General features: G+C 70.1%; 13 protein-coding genes and 2 pseudogenes. 8 read left to right on the forward strand and 7 right to left on the reverse strand.

From position 1 onward, the window contains the following. Positions 1-429: 429 nt before the first annotated feature. Positions 430-1,683 (forward strand): WD40 repeat domain-containing protein, encoded by a 1,254-nt coding sequence (locus tag IEZ08_RS35645; protein WP_068923125.1) that lies wholly within the window; start codon positions 430-432, stop codon positions 1,681-1,683. Positions 1,684-2,503: 820 nt separating this feature from the next. On the opposite strand, the gene IEZ08_RS35650 is transcribed toward IEZ08_RS35645, so the two are convergent. The 3 genes from IEZ08_RS35650 to IEZ08_RS35660 all read right to left on the reverse strand — a co-directional run bounded on the left by IEZ08_RS35650 (position 2,504) and on the right by IEZ08_RS35660 (position 7,022). Beyond that, positions 2,504-5,059 (reverse strand): ATP-binding protein, encoded by a 2,556-nt coding sequence (locus tag IEZ08_RS35650; RefSeq protein ID WP_176728469.1) that lies wholly within the window; start codon positions 5,057-5,059, stop codon positions 2,504-2,506. An 821-nt stretch (positions 5,060-5,880) separates the two neighbouring features. Beyond that, positions 5,881-6,201 (reverse strand): TfoX/Sxy family protein, encoded by a 321-nt coding sequence (locus IEZ08_RS35655; RefSeq protein WP_068923127.1) that lies wholly within the window; start codon positions 6,199-6,201, stop codon positions 5,881-5,883. A gap of 167 nt (positions 6,202-6,368) precedes the next feature. Next, complete coding sequence (locus IEZ08_RS35660) at positions 6,369-7,022, reverse strand: winged helix-turn-helix transcriptional regulator (RefSeq protein ID WP_068923128.1); 654 nt, start codon at positions 7,020-7,022, stop codon at positions 6,369-6,371. A 56-nt stretch (positions 7,023-7,078) separates the two neighbouring features. Between IEZ08_RS35660 and IEZ08_RS35665 the strand changes: the two genes are divergently transcribed. From IEZ08_RS35665 to IEZ08_RS35675, 3 genes are all read left to right on the forward strand, one after another. Next, the gene (locus IEZ08_RS35665) at positions 7,079-7,450 is read left to right on the forward strand and encodes a VOC family protein (RefSeq protein WP_068923129.1); all 372 of its coding nucleotides are present in this window, start codon (positions 7,079-7,081) and stop codon (positions 7,448-7,450) included. Between the two features lie 111 nt (positions 7,451-7,561). Beyond that, complete coding sequence (locus IEZ08_RS35670; RefSeq protein ID WP_068923130.1) at positions 7,562-7,978, forward strand: DUF1801 domain-containing protein; 417 nt, start codon at positions 7,562-7,564, stop codon at positions 7,976-7,978. 101 nt (positions 7,979-8,079) lie between these two features. Further along, positions 8,080-8,715 carry a putative DNA-mimic protein gene (locus tag IEZ08_RS35675; RefSeq protein ID WP_189243917.1) on the forward strand — a complete coding sequence of 212 codons (636 nt, stop codon included), beginning with the start codon at positions 8,080-8,082 and terminating at the stop codon, positions 8,713-8,715. Positions 8,716-9,240: 525 nt separating this feature from the next. Here the strand turns inward: IEZ08_RS35675 and IEZ08_RS35680 are convergent. Both IEZ08_RS35680 and IEZ08_RS35685 read right to left on the reverse strand, forming a co-directional pair. Next, positions 9,241-9,765, reverse strand: coding sequence for a chitinase (locus IEZ08_RS35680; protein ID WP_084780023.1), 525 nt, complete (start codon positions 9,763-9,765; stop codon positions 9,241-9,243). Next, on the reverse strand, positions 9,743-9,883 hold the full coding sequence (locus tag IEZ08_RS35685; RefSeq protein ID WP_176728470.1) for a hypothetical protein: 141 nt from the start codon (positions 9,881-9,883) through the stop codon (positions 9,743-9,745). The genes IEZ08_RS35680 and IEZ08_RS35685 overlap by 23 nt, the downstream gene beginning before the upstream one ends. Before the next feature lie 306 nt (positions 9,884-10,189). Between IEZ08_RS35685 and IEZ08_RS40725 the strand changes: the two are divergent. Then, positions 10,190-10,246, forward strand: a pseudogene (locus IEZ08_RS40725) (hypothetical protein); the annotation flags it as partial. A gap of 19 nt (positions 10,247-10,265) precedes the next feature. Continuing rightward, a pseudogene (locus tag IEZ08_RS40805) lies at positions 10,266-10,394 on the forward strand (IS701 family transposase); the annotation flags it as partial. Between the two features lie 313 nt (positions 10,395-10,707). On the opposite strand, the gene IEZ08_RS35700 reads toward IEZ08_RS40805, so the two are convergent. Both IEZ08_RS35700 and IEZ08_RS35705 read right to left on the reverse strand, forming a co-directional pair. Then, on the reverse strand, positions 10,708-11,349 hold the full coding sequence (locus tag IEZ08_RS35700; RefSeq protein WP_189243918.1) for an SRPBCC family protein: 642 nt from the start codon (positions 11,347-11,349) through the stop codon (positions 10,708-10,710). Between the two features lie 249 nt (positions 11,350-11,598). Next, a complete protein-coding gene (locus tag IEZ08_RS35705) occupies positions 11,599-12,615 on the reverse strand; it encodes a zinc-dependent alcohol dehydrogenase (RefSeq protein WP_229803883.1) in 1,017 nt (338 codons plus the stop codon). A gap of 234 nt (positions 12,616-12,849) precedes the next feature. Between IEZ08_RS35705 and IEZ08_RS35710 the strand changes: the two genes are divergently transcribed. Both IEZ08_RS35710 and IEZ08_RS35715 read left to right on the forward strand, forming a co-directional pair. After that, complete coding sequence (locus IEZ08_RS35710) at positions 12,850-15,570, forward strand: cation-translocating P-type ATPase (RefSeq protein WP_189243919.1); 2,721 nt, start codon at positions 12,850-12,852, stop codon at positions 15,568-15,570. A 182-nt stretch (positions 15,571-15,752) separates the two neighbouring features. Next, complete coding sequence (locus IEZ08_RS35715) at positions 15,753-16,280, forward strand: flavodoxin family protein (protein WP_068923134.1); 528 nt, start codon at positions 15,753-15,755, stop codon at positions 16,278-16,280. The last annotated feature ends 19 nt before the right edge of the window (positions 16,281-16,299 follow it).

The following is a 16,299-nucleotide window of genomic DNA, read 5'->3' on the forward strand; positions in this document are numbered from 1 at the left end:
GTCGGTTCAACACGGCAACCTACGCCCGCTGTCTTTTACACCGCATCCGGGACGCCACCGTTGATGAATGCTTGCGGGATTGAGCTGATCTGCGCGACCGGCGGTGTGGATGAGCGCACCACCGACACGAACCTCCAGCGGGTAGTCGAACGTCCCTACCGAGGACTTCCCGGTCACGCCACTTGGACGCGATCTCGCCGGTGGCCTTGACTTCCTTGGCGCTCATTTCCAGTCCGATGCCGCGGTAGTCGTACGGACCGATGGTGCCCGGCGCGGTGACGGTGGCGGTTGCCAGTACTTTCGGCCACCCTCACGGCGATCTAGCGAATCTTCCCGGCCACGGTCGAGCCGCACGAGCAGGCCCGAAGGTGAGATCAGGGACGGCGGCCGGTCTCGGACGGGCTCGGTCAGCCGGTTACCGTATCGGCCATGGCCGGCGATCAGCATGAGGACGGATGGGGTGCGACCTTCACCGAACAGGCGCTCGATGTGACGACGGTGGTGAGCGGGGGTCCGGATCAGGTGATGGCGCTCTTGGCGGCGGAGGAGGGGCCGGCAAGTCGGCTGCTCCGGCAGGTATACACGCGGGTGATGCATTATGCCCGGCACTGCGACCTTCAGCAGCGCCGGCAGGTGCTGGCCTTGGAAGCGGCCCGGGCGGGGGCCTCGCGCCTGGCGCATGATCTGGATGAGGTGGCACTGCCGACGGATTCGGCCGCGAGGTGGAAGGTGCGCTGGGCCACCGGCGCGGTGTCCGCGCCCTTCGGCGGTGTCACGGCCGCTTCCAGCGGCGTGCTCAGCGCGCTGGCCACAGCGGTGGTGGCCGGGCGTCCGGTCGTCCTGGCCGCCGACCGGGACGGCGGCGTGCGGGTGTGGGACCTGGGAACCGGCACACCGGCTGCTCCGGCGCTGCTCGGCCATGACGGCTGGGTGAACGCGGTGGCCACAGCGGTGGTGGCCGGGCGCGGCATCGCCGTCACCGGTGGTGGCGATACCACGGTGCGGCGCTGGGACCTGGCCACCGGTACGCCGATCGGCGAGCCGTTGACCGGCCATGCCACGCAGGTGTACGCGGTGACGACGGAAGTAGTGGAGGGGCGTCCGGTCGCCGTCAGCACCGGATCGGATGCCATTGTGCGCATGTGGGACCTGACCACCGGCGCACCGGCCGCTGCGCCTCTGCGCGTCCACGAGGGCTGGGTGAGTGCGATGGCCACGGTGGTGACACGCGGCCGCCTGATTGCGATTGTGGCCGCAGGCGATCACACGGTGCGGGCGTGGGATCTGAGTGCCGGAGCGCCGATCGGCCGGCCGGTGCAGATCCACACCGCCGTGGTGTGTACGGCGGCCGCCGCGGTGGCGGGTGGCCGCCCGGTCGCGGTCACCGGCAGCGACGACTACACGGCGCGCATGTGGGATCTGAGTACCGGCATGCCGATCGGTGAGCCGTTGACCGGCCATACCGACCTGGTCAGAGCGGTGAGCTTGGGTACGATAGGTGGGCGTGCAGTCGCCATCACCGGCAGCGACGATTGCACGGTACGCATGTGGGACGTGGGCACCGGTGAGCAGATCGGGCCGGAACTGCTGTTCTTCGCGGCGGTGGAGGCCCTGGCCACAGCAGCGGGGCAGCGGCTGGTGGTGGGCTGCGGCCGCCATGCCGTGATGCTGGCCCACTGCTGAGCAAGCTCAGGTCACGGTCGCGCCAGCCTGCGCCCTCGTCCCGGCGACGGCTTGTGCCAGAGCATGGGAGCTGTGGTGAGCCGCTGCGCGCAGCGCAGCGGCTCACCACGACGGCGTGGGCCGCTCAGCTACTCGCCGACGGGCGCACTCAGCCGGGAATGATCGCCTCACGACTGCCCGGTGGCCAATCGACCTGGCTGGTCAACAGCGCGGCTACTACCCCGGCCAGGAACCCGGCGGCATGGGGGCCTGACAGCACGGATTGTCCCTCGGATTCCGGGTCTTTCCGCTGCGGGAATCCGGGAACCCATTGCCTTCTGCGGGCATGTGCCCGAGTTCACATCCTGGAAAGACCACACGCCCCGCCTCACCCGGTTCGAGCCCTGCCGCTCGTGCGGGTGCACCCTGAAGGACCGTTGCCCCGGCGGGTGCGAGCGGGACCCGATCGCGCACGGCAGAACGCGAGAGCTGTGCACGGCCTGAGGTGCCTAGCAGATTCCGGACAGTCGGCTACCGGCCATCCCTGGAAGTACTCAACGAGTCCCTTCTCGCCCCAACAGCCGCATCGGCTACGCCCATAAGACGGCTGGCCGGAATCTCCGTGGCCCCCTCAGAAGAGAGAACAGGGAGTCCTCATGCTTCAAGTTCAACGAGGCAGGACACCTGACGCCTCGCTGATGCCACCGGCCGCTCCACTGTCGCTCGGCCCCCGTGATCCCGGGTGGGGAAGGGGTCCGAGCGGGACCTGAAACGAAGGAGCCGACGCCACCGGCTTTTCTCGCTCGCATTCCTGCTGACGCCCGCGCAAGGGGCGGATCGATCAGCTGGTCGCCAAGGCCGGTGGTGTGCTCGGCAGGCACACGGTGAAGACGGTGCCGCCGCCTTCGCGGGGGGCGGCGGTGACGGTGCCGCCGTGCGCTTCGGCGATGGCCTTGGTGATGGCCAGGCCCAGGCCGGTGCCCTTGATGCCGGAGTCTTTGGCGGTGGAGGCGCGGAAGAACCGGGAGAACAGCTGCCCGTACTGCTCGGGCGGGATGCCGATGCCGGTGTCGGCGACCGTAAGCATGATCGCCTCGCCCGTGCACGGGCCGCCGGCTGCGGCGGGTACGGCGGTGACGGCGACCGTGCCGCCGGCCGGCGTGTACTTGATCGCATTCGACAGCAGGTTGTCGGCCAGCTGGCGGATCCGCACCGGATCGGCGTGCACCCGCAGGGCCGGGGCCAGGTCGACGCTGATGGTCAGCTTCTTGGCCGCGGCCGCGGGCCGATGGTCGTCGGCGGCCTCGCGCAGCAAGCTGGTCAGCGCGACCGGGCGCGGATCGATGCCCAGGCCCCCGGCCTCCAGTCGGGCCAGATCCAGCAGATCGTCGACCAGCCGCTGCAGGTGGGTGCTTTTTCGGTCGATGACGTCGGTGAAGGAACGCTGCTGGTCGCTCAGAGCGGGATCGTCCAGCAGCAGTTCGGCGTAGCCGCGGATGGCGCCGATGGGGTTGCGCAGCTCGTGGGTGACCAGCGCCATCAGTTCGTCCTTCATCGCATCCAGTTGGCGTAGCCGCCGCACCTGCTGCTGCTCGGCGGCCAGCAGGCGCTCGCGTTGTTCGGCCAGCTGCCGCCGCTCGGTGATGTCGGTGGAGATGCCGTCGACCAGCAGCCGTCCACCGTCGCGGCGAGGTATGCCGCGCATCCAGATCCAGCGGGTGACGCCGTCCAGGCCGATGAGCCGGTATTCGGCCTCGGCCTTTTTCCCGGAGGCGGTGGCGGCCTGGAAGGCCGCCACGACCGAGCGGTCGTCGGGATGGATCTGACGCACGACGATCTCCGACGGATCGACGCCGTCGGGGACCGGGCCGCCGAGCAGCTTGGTCAGATTCGGGCTGACCTCCATCATCCGGGGCGTGCCGTCCGGGCCGACCTCGATGGTCCACACGTCATCGTCGAGCTGGGCGATGATCTGCTCGAACCGGCGGCGGCTTTCGGCCAGCTCCAGCGCGAGCTCCTCGGCGCGGCGGCGCTCCATGTAGCGGCCCACGTGCGCGCAGATGCCCTCCAGCAGGGTGACCAGGTCCTCATCGGGCGGCAGGGCGGTGTCGGTGAAGAAGGCCAGCACGCCCTGCACCCGGTCACCGCGGTGGACCGGCAGGCCGACGGCCGCATGCAGGCCGGCCTGCAGCGCTTCGGGTTTGCGGGCGAAGTCGCGACCGTCGGCGGGCAGGTCGGCCACCCACATCGCACAGCCGCTGTCCCACACCAGCCCGGCCAGTCCCTGGCCCAGGGCGAAGGTGAGCGGCTCGTCGCCGGTGAAGGCCGACACATCGCGCTCCGGCCGATGCCAGGAGGCGATGCGGGTGACGGCGCCGCGGTCGGAATCGACCTGCCAGTACTCTCCGCAGGTCCAGCCCAACGCTTGGGTGACCGCGGCTAGCACGCCGGCGGCGGCCTCCTGACTGGAGCCGGCCTCGGCCAGCACCCGCACCACGGCGTGCTGCGCTTCACGCAGCACCTGCATGCGGCGCTGGGCGGTGATGTCGTGCAGCACCGCGTGACACACCCTCCCATCCTGCCCATCCTGTTCGGTGCCCACCTGCACGATCATCTCGGCCGGGAACTGCCGCCCGGACCGGTCGACCGCAGTCACCTCCAGCCGCTGCCCGACTGCGGACGCCCCAGACGACCGGCTCTCCTGCCACACCCGGCGCACCGTCTGCTCCCAGCCGGTCCGCAGTTGCCGTGGACTGATCAGCGCACCGGCCTGGCAGCCGGCGGCCTCGGCTGCCGACCAGCCGAGCAGGTGCTCGGCTGCGACGTTCCACGCCACCACCGCGCCGGAGGCATCGAAGGAGACCGCCGCCTCCGGCACCCGGTCCAGCACTGCCTGGGTGCGGGCCAGCCGCACCGCGATCTCCGCCTCTACCATCGCAGCCAGATCTGCCAGCGTCTCCAGCTGCTCGTCGTTCCACTGCCGGGGCCGCTCATCGATCACGCACAACGCGCCCAGCACCTGACCGCAACCGGTCCGCAGCGGCATCCCGGCATACGCCGTCAGTTGCCCGCGGGAGACGGTCTCGACCGCACGCCAGCGCGCATCGGTGCGCGCGTCGGACACGGTCAGCGGTGCTTCGTCGACCACGATGTTCTGGCACAGCGACTGCGACAAAGGACTGTGCTGGAGCTGCCAGGGGTCGGCGGGCCCGGCCGCGCTGACCACGATCTGACGATCGGCCTCGATCAGCGAGACCATCGCCACCGGTGCGCACAGCCACCGCGCCGCCAGCCGGGTGACCCGGTCCAGTAGCGGCACCTCGCTCTCCTCCAGCAGACCGGTGGCGTGCAGCAACCGCAGCCTTCGCGCGTCCTGGATGCGGTCGGTGGTCGGCATGGTCGTCATCCCCCCTGGGAACCCGGCCCCCTGAATGTCCAGGTTCATTCCCTCGCCTACCAGCCACGTTACGCACCCGGCAGTGCTGGGCGACCAGCCCCCTGCGGGTGAGCGGCAGGCGGGCCCGCACGACGTTCCCAGCCTGCCGGGCCCGGATCAGACCGGCTGCCTTCCGGATGGTGATCCTGGCTGCTGTCCCGGGGCCTGAGCGGGTGCAACCAGCCGCATCGCGGTGATCTCCCCTGCGGCACCGCGGGCCGGCGGGCCGGTCTCTGCCAGCCTGCGCAGGTCATCGCTCACTCCACCGCGGCGAGACGTGCCACACCTTCAGTAATCACTCTATGTAATTGATTGGGTGCGAAGCGATGGACTGGAGCTGGACGGCCGGTCGGCTGCGGCATCGGTCAACCGAGGGGGGCGCAACGCCGATGAGCACGCAGCGGGAGATGGCGCTGATCTCACTGATCGACGACATCACCGCAGCGGCCAGCGCCACCGATGACCTGGAAGAAGCCGCACGCGCGACGCTGTCGGCGGTGTGCGAGGCGACCGGCTGGCCGCTGGGACATCTGGGCGTGCCCGCCGCCGACGGGCAGGCGTTCGTCTCCTCGGGCATCTGGATCGGGCCGATCGAGAACTTCCCGGTGCTGGCCGGGGAAGGGCACGATGTGAACAGCGCGCCAAACGATTCGCGATCGCATGCCCCCGCACAGGGCGGGGGAGCGGTCCGGCCCGTTCTGTGCCGACGCCTCGGCACGCCGGTCCAGGCCGCCGCTGAACACCAGGCCGCAGGTGGTACAGGCGGACATCGTCATCGATACTCACCGGGTGTCGACGAAGGCCAGTGCTTCCCGGGCCAGCGCCGTCCAGGACAGCTCACCGTCGGGATCCAGGCTGAACCACTCCTTCATCGGCCGGCCCTTGCCCGCATCGAAGCGCACCCCGCAACCGGCCTCGACCAGGTCGTCGACCCGCTGGTGCGGAAGCTTGACCACCAGACGTCCGTCGGCCAGCACGGCGAAGATCTTACCGCCGGTCCGCAGCGCGGCCGAGCCGAAGCCGCGTCCCGTCTCCGGCGGGGTTACCCCCTCGATGCCGAGCAGTTCACCGACGAGGGCCTCGAAACGCTCCTGCGGGGTCATCGGCGTCTTCCTTCCTTCCTTCCCCTTCTTCCGGGCGGGAAGCCTAACGGCGCGCGCTGACGATCCCGCCTTTCCCCGGCTCTCGGTGGCGCCGGTGCCCGGCGCGCGTTCCCGGACAGGGCGGGGCGGTCGCGTTCCCCAGCGCAGGCGGTCATGCCCGCTGGCGGTCATCGCCCGGGATACAGGGTGCTCCAGTGGGTGATGGTGGTCTCGGGGCCGTGCAGGTGCAGCAGGCCCCGGGCGGTGGCCTGGGCCGGGCTCAAGCCGCCGGTGGCCAGTTCGTAGGCGGTCATCGCGTCGGTATGCACGCGCAGATCGGCCGGGCGGAGGGCCGGGCCGGGCGTGCCGCGGACGCATCCAGCGGTGACGGCCAGATGGAAGGTCGTGTTTTCCACCTGGACCTGGTAGAGATCGCCGTCGGCGTCCGGGCCCGGGGTGGCCTCGGCCGCGATCGCCCACAGGGCCAGGGCTGCCCATCGGGCCCGGAAGATCGACACCTCGGGAGAAGGGCGCATGCGGCGCACGCCCCAGGCGGTCAGGTGCAGCAGCACCGGTTGCAGGGCGCGGCCGGCCTCGGTCAGCTCATAGACCGTCGAGGCGGCCGGCGGGGGAAGGACCCGGCGCGCGATCACTTCGGTCCGTTCCAGCTGTTTGAGCCGGGCCGACAGCACGTTGGGGCCGATGCCCGGCAGCGCGGCCTGCAGGTCGGTGTAGCGCGCCGGACCGAACAGCAGCTCCCGCAGCACCAGCGGGGCCCAGCGCTCGGCGATGAGGTCCATCGCATACGCCAGGCCGCAGTAGTGCCCGTACGTTCTTGCCATATCAATATCGTAGCGTGCACTATCGAATTAATAGCGGGCGTGTGGGGAGGACAACGATGATCGGAGCGATCACCAGCGTGCCGGTGTATGTCACCGACGCGACCGCCGCACTGGAGTTCTTCGTCGGGGTGCTCGGTTTTGCCGTCCGCACCAACAGCGCCATGGGGCCGATGCGCTGGGTGGAGGTGGCCCCGCCCGGCGGGCAGAGCGTGCTGGTGCTGACCGGACCGGGCTTCGAATCGTGGGCGCCGGAGAAGGTGGGCGTTTTCACCGGGATCGTCTTCGCCCTCACCGACGCCGAGGCCACCGCCGAGCACCTTCAAAAGCACGGCGTGCCCATCGTCTCCGGACCACAGCGCATGCCCTGGGGCATGCAGCTGGTCTTCGCCGATCCCGACGGCAACACCTTCGCCGCCGTCGGCACCTGAGGGGTGATGCCTCCTCGCCGCCCCTCGAGATCACCGTTCTGATGGAAGGGTCACCCCCGCGTCGCAGCAGAGGATTCTCCGCCAAGCCCCCTTCGAGGGAAAGGAACCGCGATGACCGCTCCCGCCAACCCCGCCTTCGAGCACCTGCTAACCCGCTTCGACCCGCACGTGCAGCAACTGGCCCACACCGCCCGCGCGCTGATCCACCAGGTACTGCCCGGCGTGGTGGAGGTGGTCTGGGAGCGCCAGGGCACCGTCGGCTTCGGCACCGGCCCGCGCAAGCGCTCCGAGCACTTCGCCTATCTGGACCTGTATGCCCGCCATGTCAACCTCGGCTTCAACTACGGCGCCGAACTGCCCGACCCGGCCGGGCTGTTCACCGCGCCCAAGGACGATTGCAAGCTGTTCCGCCACGTCAAACTGCACCACGTCAACGACCTGGCCCGCCCGGAACTGCGTGAGCTGATCACTGCGGCCACCCGCCACCGCGTGCCCCCGCTCAAGACCCACCAGCCCCTCACCTCCTGACGATCCCGAGAGGGAAAGCGAGCCGCCACGTCGGCCGACCGGCCCCTCAAGACGGGCCGACCGCGCAGAGCCTGGCGCGGCTTGTCCCTATCATGCTCGTCATGGGAGTGTCGATATCGGTTGCTTTCCTGGCCGACCTGGAACGCAACGATCCGGACGGGGCGGTGTACCACCGCCGCGCCTTCGAGCGCCTCAGCGCGGCACTGGCGCAGGAGGGCATCGCCTGGCGCGAGCCGGATGCCCCCGATACCCGTCCGGTTTCCGCGGGCATGCCCTACGGCTACCTGCATCACCTGCGCCGGGTATTCGTCTTGCACAAGTACGGCCGGACCGTCACCTCCGCCCACGCCACCGATCCGGACCAGTACGACCTGGACATGGGACGGGTGAACGACGAGACCACCCTGTTCTCCTCGCACCTGCTGTGCCACGCCGACAGCGAGGGCTACTACGTGCCGGTCGACTTCGGCGACCCGCTGTTCCTGCCCGAACAGGCAAACGTCGCCGGAGGCGGAATCGTCGGCTCCAGCCAGCGCCTCCGGGCAGAGCTGGCCTTCATCGCCCCGGCGCTCGGCATCAAGGCAGACGGCACCGGAGCCGTGCCGCAGCGGGAACTGGCCCGCCTGGCCGCCACACCGCCCGATGACCCGTTCGAACCGGAGCTCTTCGCCTGGCACCGGCTGTATCGGGCATGCACGGTCAGCATCTCTTCCGGTCATGCCGTTGTCTTTCACTGACCGGCGCCGGCATTTCCCAGCCGGCGATCGAATCGAGGAGTGATGAGCCGGCAAGGGCAGCGGCCCCGTCCACGTCTCCGCATCAGGTGAGCCGCTTCCCGCCGATGCGACGCTCTCCTGCACTCCCAACCGGCAGTACCGGAATTTCACGATCGCCGAGCTCGGCGCCAACGGCAAGATCAACCTCCACAACGACGGCGAGAAGCCAATCACCGTCTCGGTGAACACCACCGGCTACTGTCAACAGCTCAGGTCTCATCGAAGCACGCGCCGCGGCGCTGTCCTACGAGGCCGACACACCTGTCACGACCTTCATGACCCCGCGCGTCGGCTACGACGGAGTCGTGATCCTGCGCAACACCGGTGAGCAGCCCGTCACCGTGGACGTTGACGCCTACGCCTACTTCGCCGACGCGGCACCGCCGTCGGCGGCTCCGTGCGTACGGCCGCTGGACCGCGTCCCGCACGGCGTCGGCCGGTGCGGACACGATCCGGCGGTAGGGCTCACCGGAGGGCCGCCCGTGATCAGCAGGGCAGCTTGTCGCCCGGGTCGACCCCGAGAATCTGAGTGAACTTCAGGTAGGCGTTGACCCGGCTCTGGACCTGCCGGGGGTTGCCGCCGTCGCACTCGATGAACCCGTTGATGCTGCGGATCGTCTCGCCGAAGCCGTGATCGCCGATGATCGCCTCGTGCGGGGTCATCGTGCCGGGGCCGTGCTGGGTCATCCGATACCAGATGGCGGTCATCCACGCCACCGAGGGTTCGTTCTGCACCAGGTTCGGGTTGTTGAGCAGGTCGATCTCCAGCGCGTCGCCGGCCGACTTGTAGTTGTAGTTCCAGCTCGGCTGGATCGGGCCGCGGCCGTAGTAGGACGACCGGCCCGCGGGGCAACCGAAGGGGTAGAGCTCACTGGTGTCGCAGTAGTGGGAGTAGTTGGCGGTGTTCACCCCGACGATGTGGACCAGCCCGCCGGTCTCGTGGTTGATGCTGGCCAGGAATGCCGCGGCCTCCCGCTTCTTGATGGTGTCAGGCGTACCCCTTGGCGGGATCCCACTCGCTGGCGCAGATCGGCGTGGTGGTGGAGGGGGCGAGGGTGGCGGAGGCGGCGGACATCGGCAGGAGGGCTGTCAGAGCACCCGCGGCCGCAACGGCGGAAAGGGGCTTCATGATGCGGTTCCTCAACATTATCATTCCTTTTCTGTACGACGGACGCCATACATGAATAAGCGAATGGCGAATTCTTCGCCGAACGTGGAAATGTAGGGCGGCATTCGTCGGACGCCGCCGTCGCGGGCTTGATGCTAACCAATCGCAGATCGATTCATCGGGTCAACGCATGGGATTCAGAGTTTTGCATGATGAGAACGACCGGGCCGTACGGCGGAGCCGGCCGTGCAGGCGCACTACGCCGGCGACGTCATCGGCCTGCCCGCCCTGGCCTTTGTGCTGCTGGTTGCCGATGCGGATCGGTGGGTGCGGGTGGCCGTGGCCGCCAATCCCCATTTGCCGGAGGCGCAGCTGGCCCAGTTGGCCCAGTCGGCCATCGCTCGTGCGGGGCCTGCTGGCGGGCCCGGAGCGCAAGAACGGCTGGATCCTGGCGGAGTTCGCCGGGCAGATCAGCCCCGACGGGATGCAGCGCCTGGTGCGGAATGCAACCTGGGATGCCGAAGGAACGCGCCGATACCAGGTGCGCACCTCCACCGGCGGGTACCGGCACATCACCTTGTCGATGCTGGCCTGCGCCTACCTGGCCGTCACCGCCGTCCGGCAGTTCACGTCCCGGGCTGGTCGCGCAGGCGTCGCCGACGACAAGCCCAGGCCCGACGCTCCCACTGCCGAAGACGTGGCCACGCCATCACATAAATGCCGTTGCAGTACTAAGCGGGCCTTTTCCGTGTAGTGAGCGGATTCTTATCCAGTGGGCGGTGAAGGCTGTACGGGTGTGCTGTCGATTGCAGGAGCACAAAATGCGCCGTCATGACGGCAGGCCTTCAGAGCCATCCGGCGTGAGCCAGGCGTTCAGCCCGCTCTTTTATGCCTAGAAGCATTTTGCGCTCCATGATCAGACTGCCCGGCTCCATGATCAGAAGGTTGACCAGCCGCCCGAGCGGGCCGGCGTCCGGTGTGGAGATGCGGTTGCGGCTGATGAACCTGGTCTCCTCTCCCTCAGGGCGGAGGCTGAAGGCCCACACCCAGTTGCCGTCCTCGGATCGGAAAACCAGCGCCTGTTCCGGCTCCATGACCTCCACGCGCATTCGAGGGCCGGTTGTCCCCAGCGGGAGAATGTCGCCGATCTTGAGATTCTGGAACTGCGGCAGGATCACATCGGCGCTGTGCATGTCCAGGCTGAAGAGGTTTTCGATCCAGTCATAGGTGTAGGCGCCGCCGCGGCCGCTGCCCATCTGCACCAGCCAGGGCCAGACCGCGGCGGGTGGCGCGTCGATGGTGACGGCGCGGGTGGCGACCAGGCCGGCGTCCGGCAGTAGCCCGTCCCCGAGCAGCGCGCGCTCCGCCTCCTCGGCGGTGGCTCCCCAGGTCAGGCACCATCTGCGCAGGAGCAGAGAGTAAGTTACTGCGGCGATGCCGACGGTCAGCAGGCCGATTCGGGCAGAGGACTTCAGTGCTCCATCCATCGTGGTCTCCTCAGCGGTCGTCTTTGACGCTATGCCTGCGACGGCGGCCTTCCCAGGGTGAAAACCCGGAGAATCGGCCGTAGGGCCGCGGGTTCTCCGGGGCGGCGAGCGCGGATTTCATTCGCGGAGTCGGGGAAGCGGCGCAATCCCGGAGAGTGCAGAGGGCCGGTATCGGCTTCGGGGACTCCCCGGGATCATGGCGAAGAGTACGGCCGGTGCCGCGGCTGACGGCCGTACTCGGTGGGGCGATCACATCTCGAAGACCAACCGGGCTGGGACGGTGCTGTCGAGTACCTCGGCGAAGGAGGAATTGATCTCGTCGAGCTTACGGGTCTCGTAGATCACCTCGGTCCGTCCGGCGGCGTGCAGACGGAAGACCTCGGCCAGGTCGGCGCGGGTGCCGACGATGGAACCGATCACGCTGATGCCGCCCAGCACGGTCTCGAAGACCGGCAGGCTCATCGCGTTGTCCTTGGGCAGGGAGACCAGCACCAGGCGGCCGCCGCGCCGCAGGCAGGCGTGCGCCTGCTCCAGCACGCGCGGGCTGGCGGCCAGCACGATCGCCACGTCGGCCCCGCCGAGCGCCTTGATCTCGGCGACCGGGTCGCCGGTGGCGGCGTTGACGGTATGGGCGGCGCCCAGCTGCTCGGCCAGGCGGAGCTTGTCGTCGGTGATGTCGACGGCGATGGTCTCGGCACCGAAGATCTGCGCGTACTGCTGGGCGAGATGGCCCAGGCCGCCGATGCCGAAGACGGCGGCGCGCTCGGTCGGGCGCAGCCCGGAGACCTTGACGGCTTTGTAGGTGGTCACGCCCGCGCAGGTCAGCGGGGCGGCCTCGGCGGGGGAGACGCCGTCGGGCACCGGGACCACATAGTCGGCGTGGGCGACGGCGTACTCGGCGTGACCACCGTTGACGGCGTAGCCGGTGTTGAGCTGGGACGCACACAGGGTCTCCCGACCGCTGACGCAGTATTCGCAGGTGCCGCAGGCGTATCCGAGCCATGGGATGGCCACGCGCTCGCCGACGGTGCGGACGGTGACCGCCGAACCGACCTTCTCGATGACGCCGACGCCCTCGTGCCCGGGGGTGAAGGGCAGGGCGGGCTTGACGGGCCAGTCGCCGTGGGCGGCGTGGATGTCGGTGTGGCACAGGCCGCTGGCCTCGATGCGGACGAGGACCTGGTGGGCCTCGGGCTCGGGGATGGGGATATCCCGGATCTCCAGGGGCTTGTCGAACGCGGTGACGACGGCGGCGCGCATGTTCATGGTTCTCCCTCTCTTCGCTGTCGTCTTCGAGTCTTCGGCCCGGCGGCCGGGTGGGGCAGGGCCGAAGGACCTGGGCGATGCGGTCGTCGGTCACGGTCGGGCGGATGAGGGGTGGTCGCGATCGGGTTGTTGGCGGATCACGCTTTCCCCGTCGTGGGCCGGAGGACGAAAGTCCTTCCGGTAGGTGTCCTTCGGTTCGGGACCCGCCATCAACGCCGATGATCTACTGGCTTCATGGAAGACATCGACCTGCGCACCGCCGACGGGTTGTCGCAGGAGGCCGCCGCGCGACTGCTGGCCGCGCACGGGCCCAACACGCTCCCGCAACCGCACCCGCCCTCCCTTGCCGCCCGTGCGCTCCGCCAGCTCGCCGACCCGCTGTCGGTCCTGCTGCTGATCGCCGGGCTGATCACCCTCGTGGTGCTGCGCGAGGTCCCCGAGGGCGCGGCCATCCTCGCCATCCTCCTGGTCAACGTCGTCATCGGGGTCAGCCAGGAAACCAAGGCCGATCAGGCCGTGCGCGCGCTGCGCACGCTCACCGCGCCGATGGCCAAGGTCCGGCGGGACGGCACCGTACGGCGCATCCCCGCCGCCGAGGTCGTGCCCGGGGACGTCATCGAGGTCGCCGCCGGGGACCGGGTGCCCGCCGACGCCCGCATCCTGTCGGCCGGTTCCCTGGCCGCCGACGAGGCGATGCTCACCGGAGAGTCCCTGTCGGCCGACAAACATCCCACCGCACCCGCGGAAGACGGCACCCCTCTGGGGGACCGCAAGGGAGAGCTGTTCTCCGGCACCCTCATCGTGCGCGGCACGGGGACCGCGCTGGTGACGCGGACCGGCGCGGACACCGAGATGGGCCGCATCGCCGGCGCGCTGGAGGGCGGCGTCAAGAGCCCGCTGGAGCGGGACCTGGCCCAGGCCTCCCGGCGCATCGGCGTGCTGGCCGTGGCCGCGGGCACCGCGATGGTGTTGATCGGCCTGACCCGGGTCAGTCAGGGCCAGGCCGCGTTGCTGGACATCATCCTGGCCGGGGTGGCCCTGGCCATCGCCGCGGTCCCCGAGAGCATGGCCGCGGCGGTGACCACCGCCATGGCCCTGGGCTCACAGCGCATGGCCAGGCTCGGCGTGATCGTCCGCAAGCTCTCGGCGATCGAGGCGCTGGGGGCGACCACCGTCATCGCCACCGACAAGACCGGCACCCTGACCACCGGGCGCCTGACCGTCACCGACCAGGTGATCGCCTCCGGCATCGGCAACGCGGATACGCCGGACACCGATCGGGTGGCCGTTCCTGGTGCGGAGCGGGCGGATGCCGGGCTGTGGCGCGCCGCGTTGCGCTGCAACGACGCCCGTGACGGGCTCGGCGACGCCGTCGATGTGGCCCTGCAAGCCGCCGCCACCGCTCACGACGTACGGTTGCCGCCCGGCGAGAGCCGCTTGGCCGAGCGCCCCTTCGACGCCGAGACCCGGTCCATGACCGTACTCACCGCCACCGCCGGCGGGCCGCTGCTGACGGTCAAGGGCGCGCCCGAAGTCGTCCTCGCGCGTTGTGTCCCCGGCCCCGAGGTCGACCGGCTGACCGCCGCCGTCCCCGAGCTGGCCAGCCGCGGCCTGCGGGTACTCGCCCTGGCCACCTCACAAAGTCCCGTCACCTCTGCGGGCTCCACCGGCTTCGCGGGCTCCGCAGATCGAGACGCGGCTGGTCCGGACGTCCCGGCCGTCTCCGCAAACTCCATGATTCTCGACGTGGACGATCTCCCGGAGCTCGACGCCACCGGACTGACCCCGGCCGGGCTGGTCGCCCTCAGTGACGAGATCCGTTCCTCGGCCCGGACCGCGGTCGCCGACTGCCGCGCCGCGGGCATCCGCGTGGTGATGGTCACCGGCGACCACGCCGACACCGCTCGCGCCGTCGCCGCCGACGTCGGCATCGAGGCCGACCCCGTCATCACCGGCGCCACCCTCGATAGCGCCGACCGGGACGGTGCCGGTCCGGACGGTGCTGACAGGGATGGCAGCGGCCGCGCCGCGCTGCTGCGCCGGGCCGGGGTGGTGGCCCGGGTCGATCCGGCCGCCAAACTCGACCTGGTGCGCGCGCTGCGCGCCAGCGGCGAGGTCGTCACCATGACCGGCGACGGCGTCAACGACGCTCCCGCACTGCGCCACGCCGACGTCGGCGTGGCCATGGCCGGAGACGAGGGCACCGATGTGGCCCGCGAGGCCGCCGCCGTGGTCGTCACCAACGGCGAGCTGGGCACCATCGTCACCGGCATCCGCCACGGCCGCCGGCTGCACCACAACGTCGCCTCGATGATCGGGTACCTGCTCACCGGGAACCTCGCCGAGATCTTCCTCGTCCTGGTCGGCCTGCTCCTCTGGCCCGACCTCGTCGTCCCGCTGCTCCCGGTCCACCTGCTCTGGATCAACCTGGTCCTGGACGGCATCCCCGCCATCGTCCTGGGCATCGACCGGCCCGCCGGCGACCCGCTCACCCTGCGCCCCCGCCGCAACGGCCTGCTGTCCCGGCCCGCCGTCACCGAGATGGCACTGCGGGCACTGCTGATCGGCGCACTGGTCTTCGCCGCCGTCGAGGTCGCGCGCCACCTGGGCTGGAGCGACGAGCAGGTGCGCACCCAGGCCGTGCTGGCCCTGGTCTTCGCCCGGCTCACCCTGGCCTACGTCACCCGTGCCCGCCGCTGGACCTTCGAGCGCGGCTGGTGGCACGGGCGCGCCGTGCTGATCGCGGTGACCGCCACCCTGGCGCTGCAGACGTTGGTGACACTGGTGCCCCCGCTCGGCGCACTGCTGGTGCTGGTGCCGCTGCCGCCGCTCGGCTGGGCGATGGCGCTGGCCGCGGGCCTGGCCACCCCGTTCCTGTGCGATCTGCTCCGCCTGATCCGCCCTCGCGAGAAGCGGGTCCGCCGATCCCGCTCGCACGAGGAACTGACGCGCTGACCCCGCCTTCACAAGGAACGGGCCCGCTGATGTCACTGCCGGCCCGCATGTCAGGTCTTTGGTCCCCTGCCTGGAGACCATCGGCCTCTTCATCCGGGGATCGGCGGGCGGGACGCTGAAAGTGACCGCAGGAGGCCGGACCGGCCGCCTGGAGAACACCGGCGGACAAGGAGATGAGATCCATGCGCGCGCTCGTGGTCTACGAATCGATGTTCGGCAACACCCAGACGATCGCCCGGGCCATCGCCGACGGCCTGGCCACCCGCATGGCGGTGGACGTGGTCGAGATCGGCGGCGCCTCGGCGGCCGTCCCCGGCGACGTCGACCTGCTCGTCGTGGGCGGCCCCACGCACGCCTTCGGCATGAGCCGGCCCAACACCCGGCAGTCGGCCGCCCAGCAGGCGACTTCCGGCCTGGTCTCGAAAGGGCAGGGGATGCGCGAGTGGCTCACCGCCCTGCCCGGCGGCGCCGCCCAAGCGGCCGCCGTGGCGTTCGACACCCGGGTCAAGATCCCCCTGATCCCCGGCGCGGCCCGGCGCGGCGCCGAGAAGCTCCTGCGCCGGAAGGGCTTCCGCATTCTCACCGGCTCGCAGAGCTTCTACGTCTCCGGCACCCCCGGCCCCCTGCTGGAGGGGGAGGCGGAACGGGCCCGTTCCTGGGGCGTGGTGCTGGCCACGGCACGGGAGACCGACGCGCACCAGCTCGCGTAGGAACCCGCCCGGCGTTGTG

It is taken from the genome of Planobispora rosea, from assembly GCF_014648175.1.
GTDB classification, from domain to species: domain Bacteria; phylum Actinomycetota; class Actinomycetes; order Streptosporangiales; family Streptosporangiaceae; genus Planobispora; species Planobispora rosea.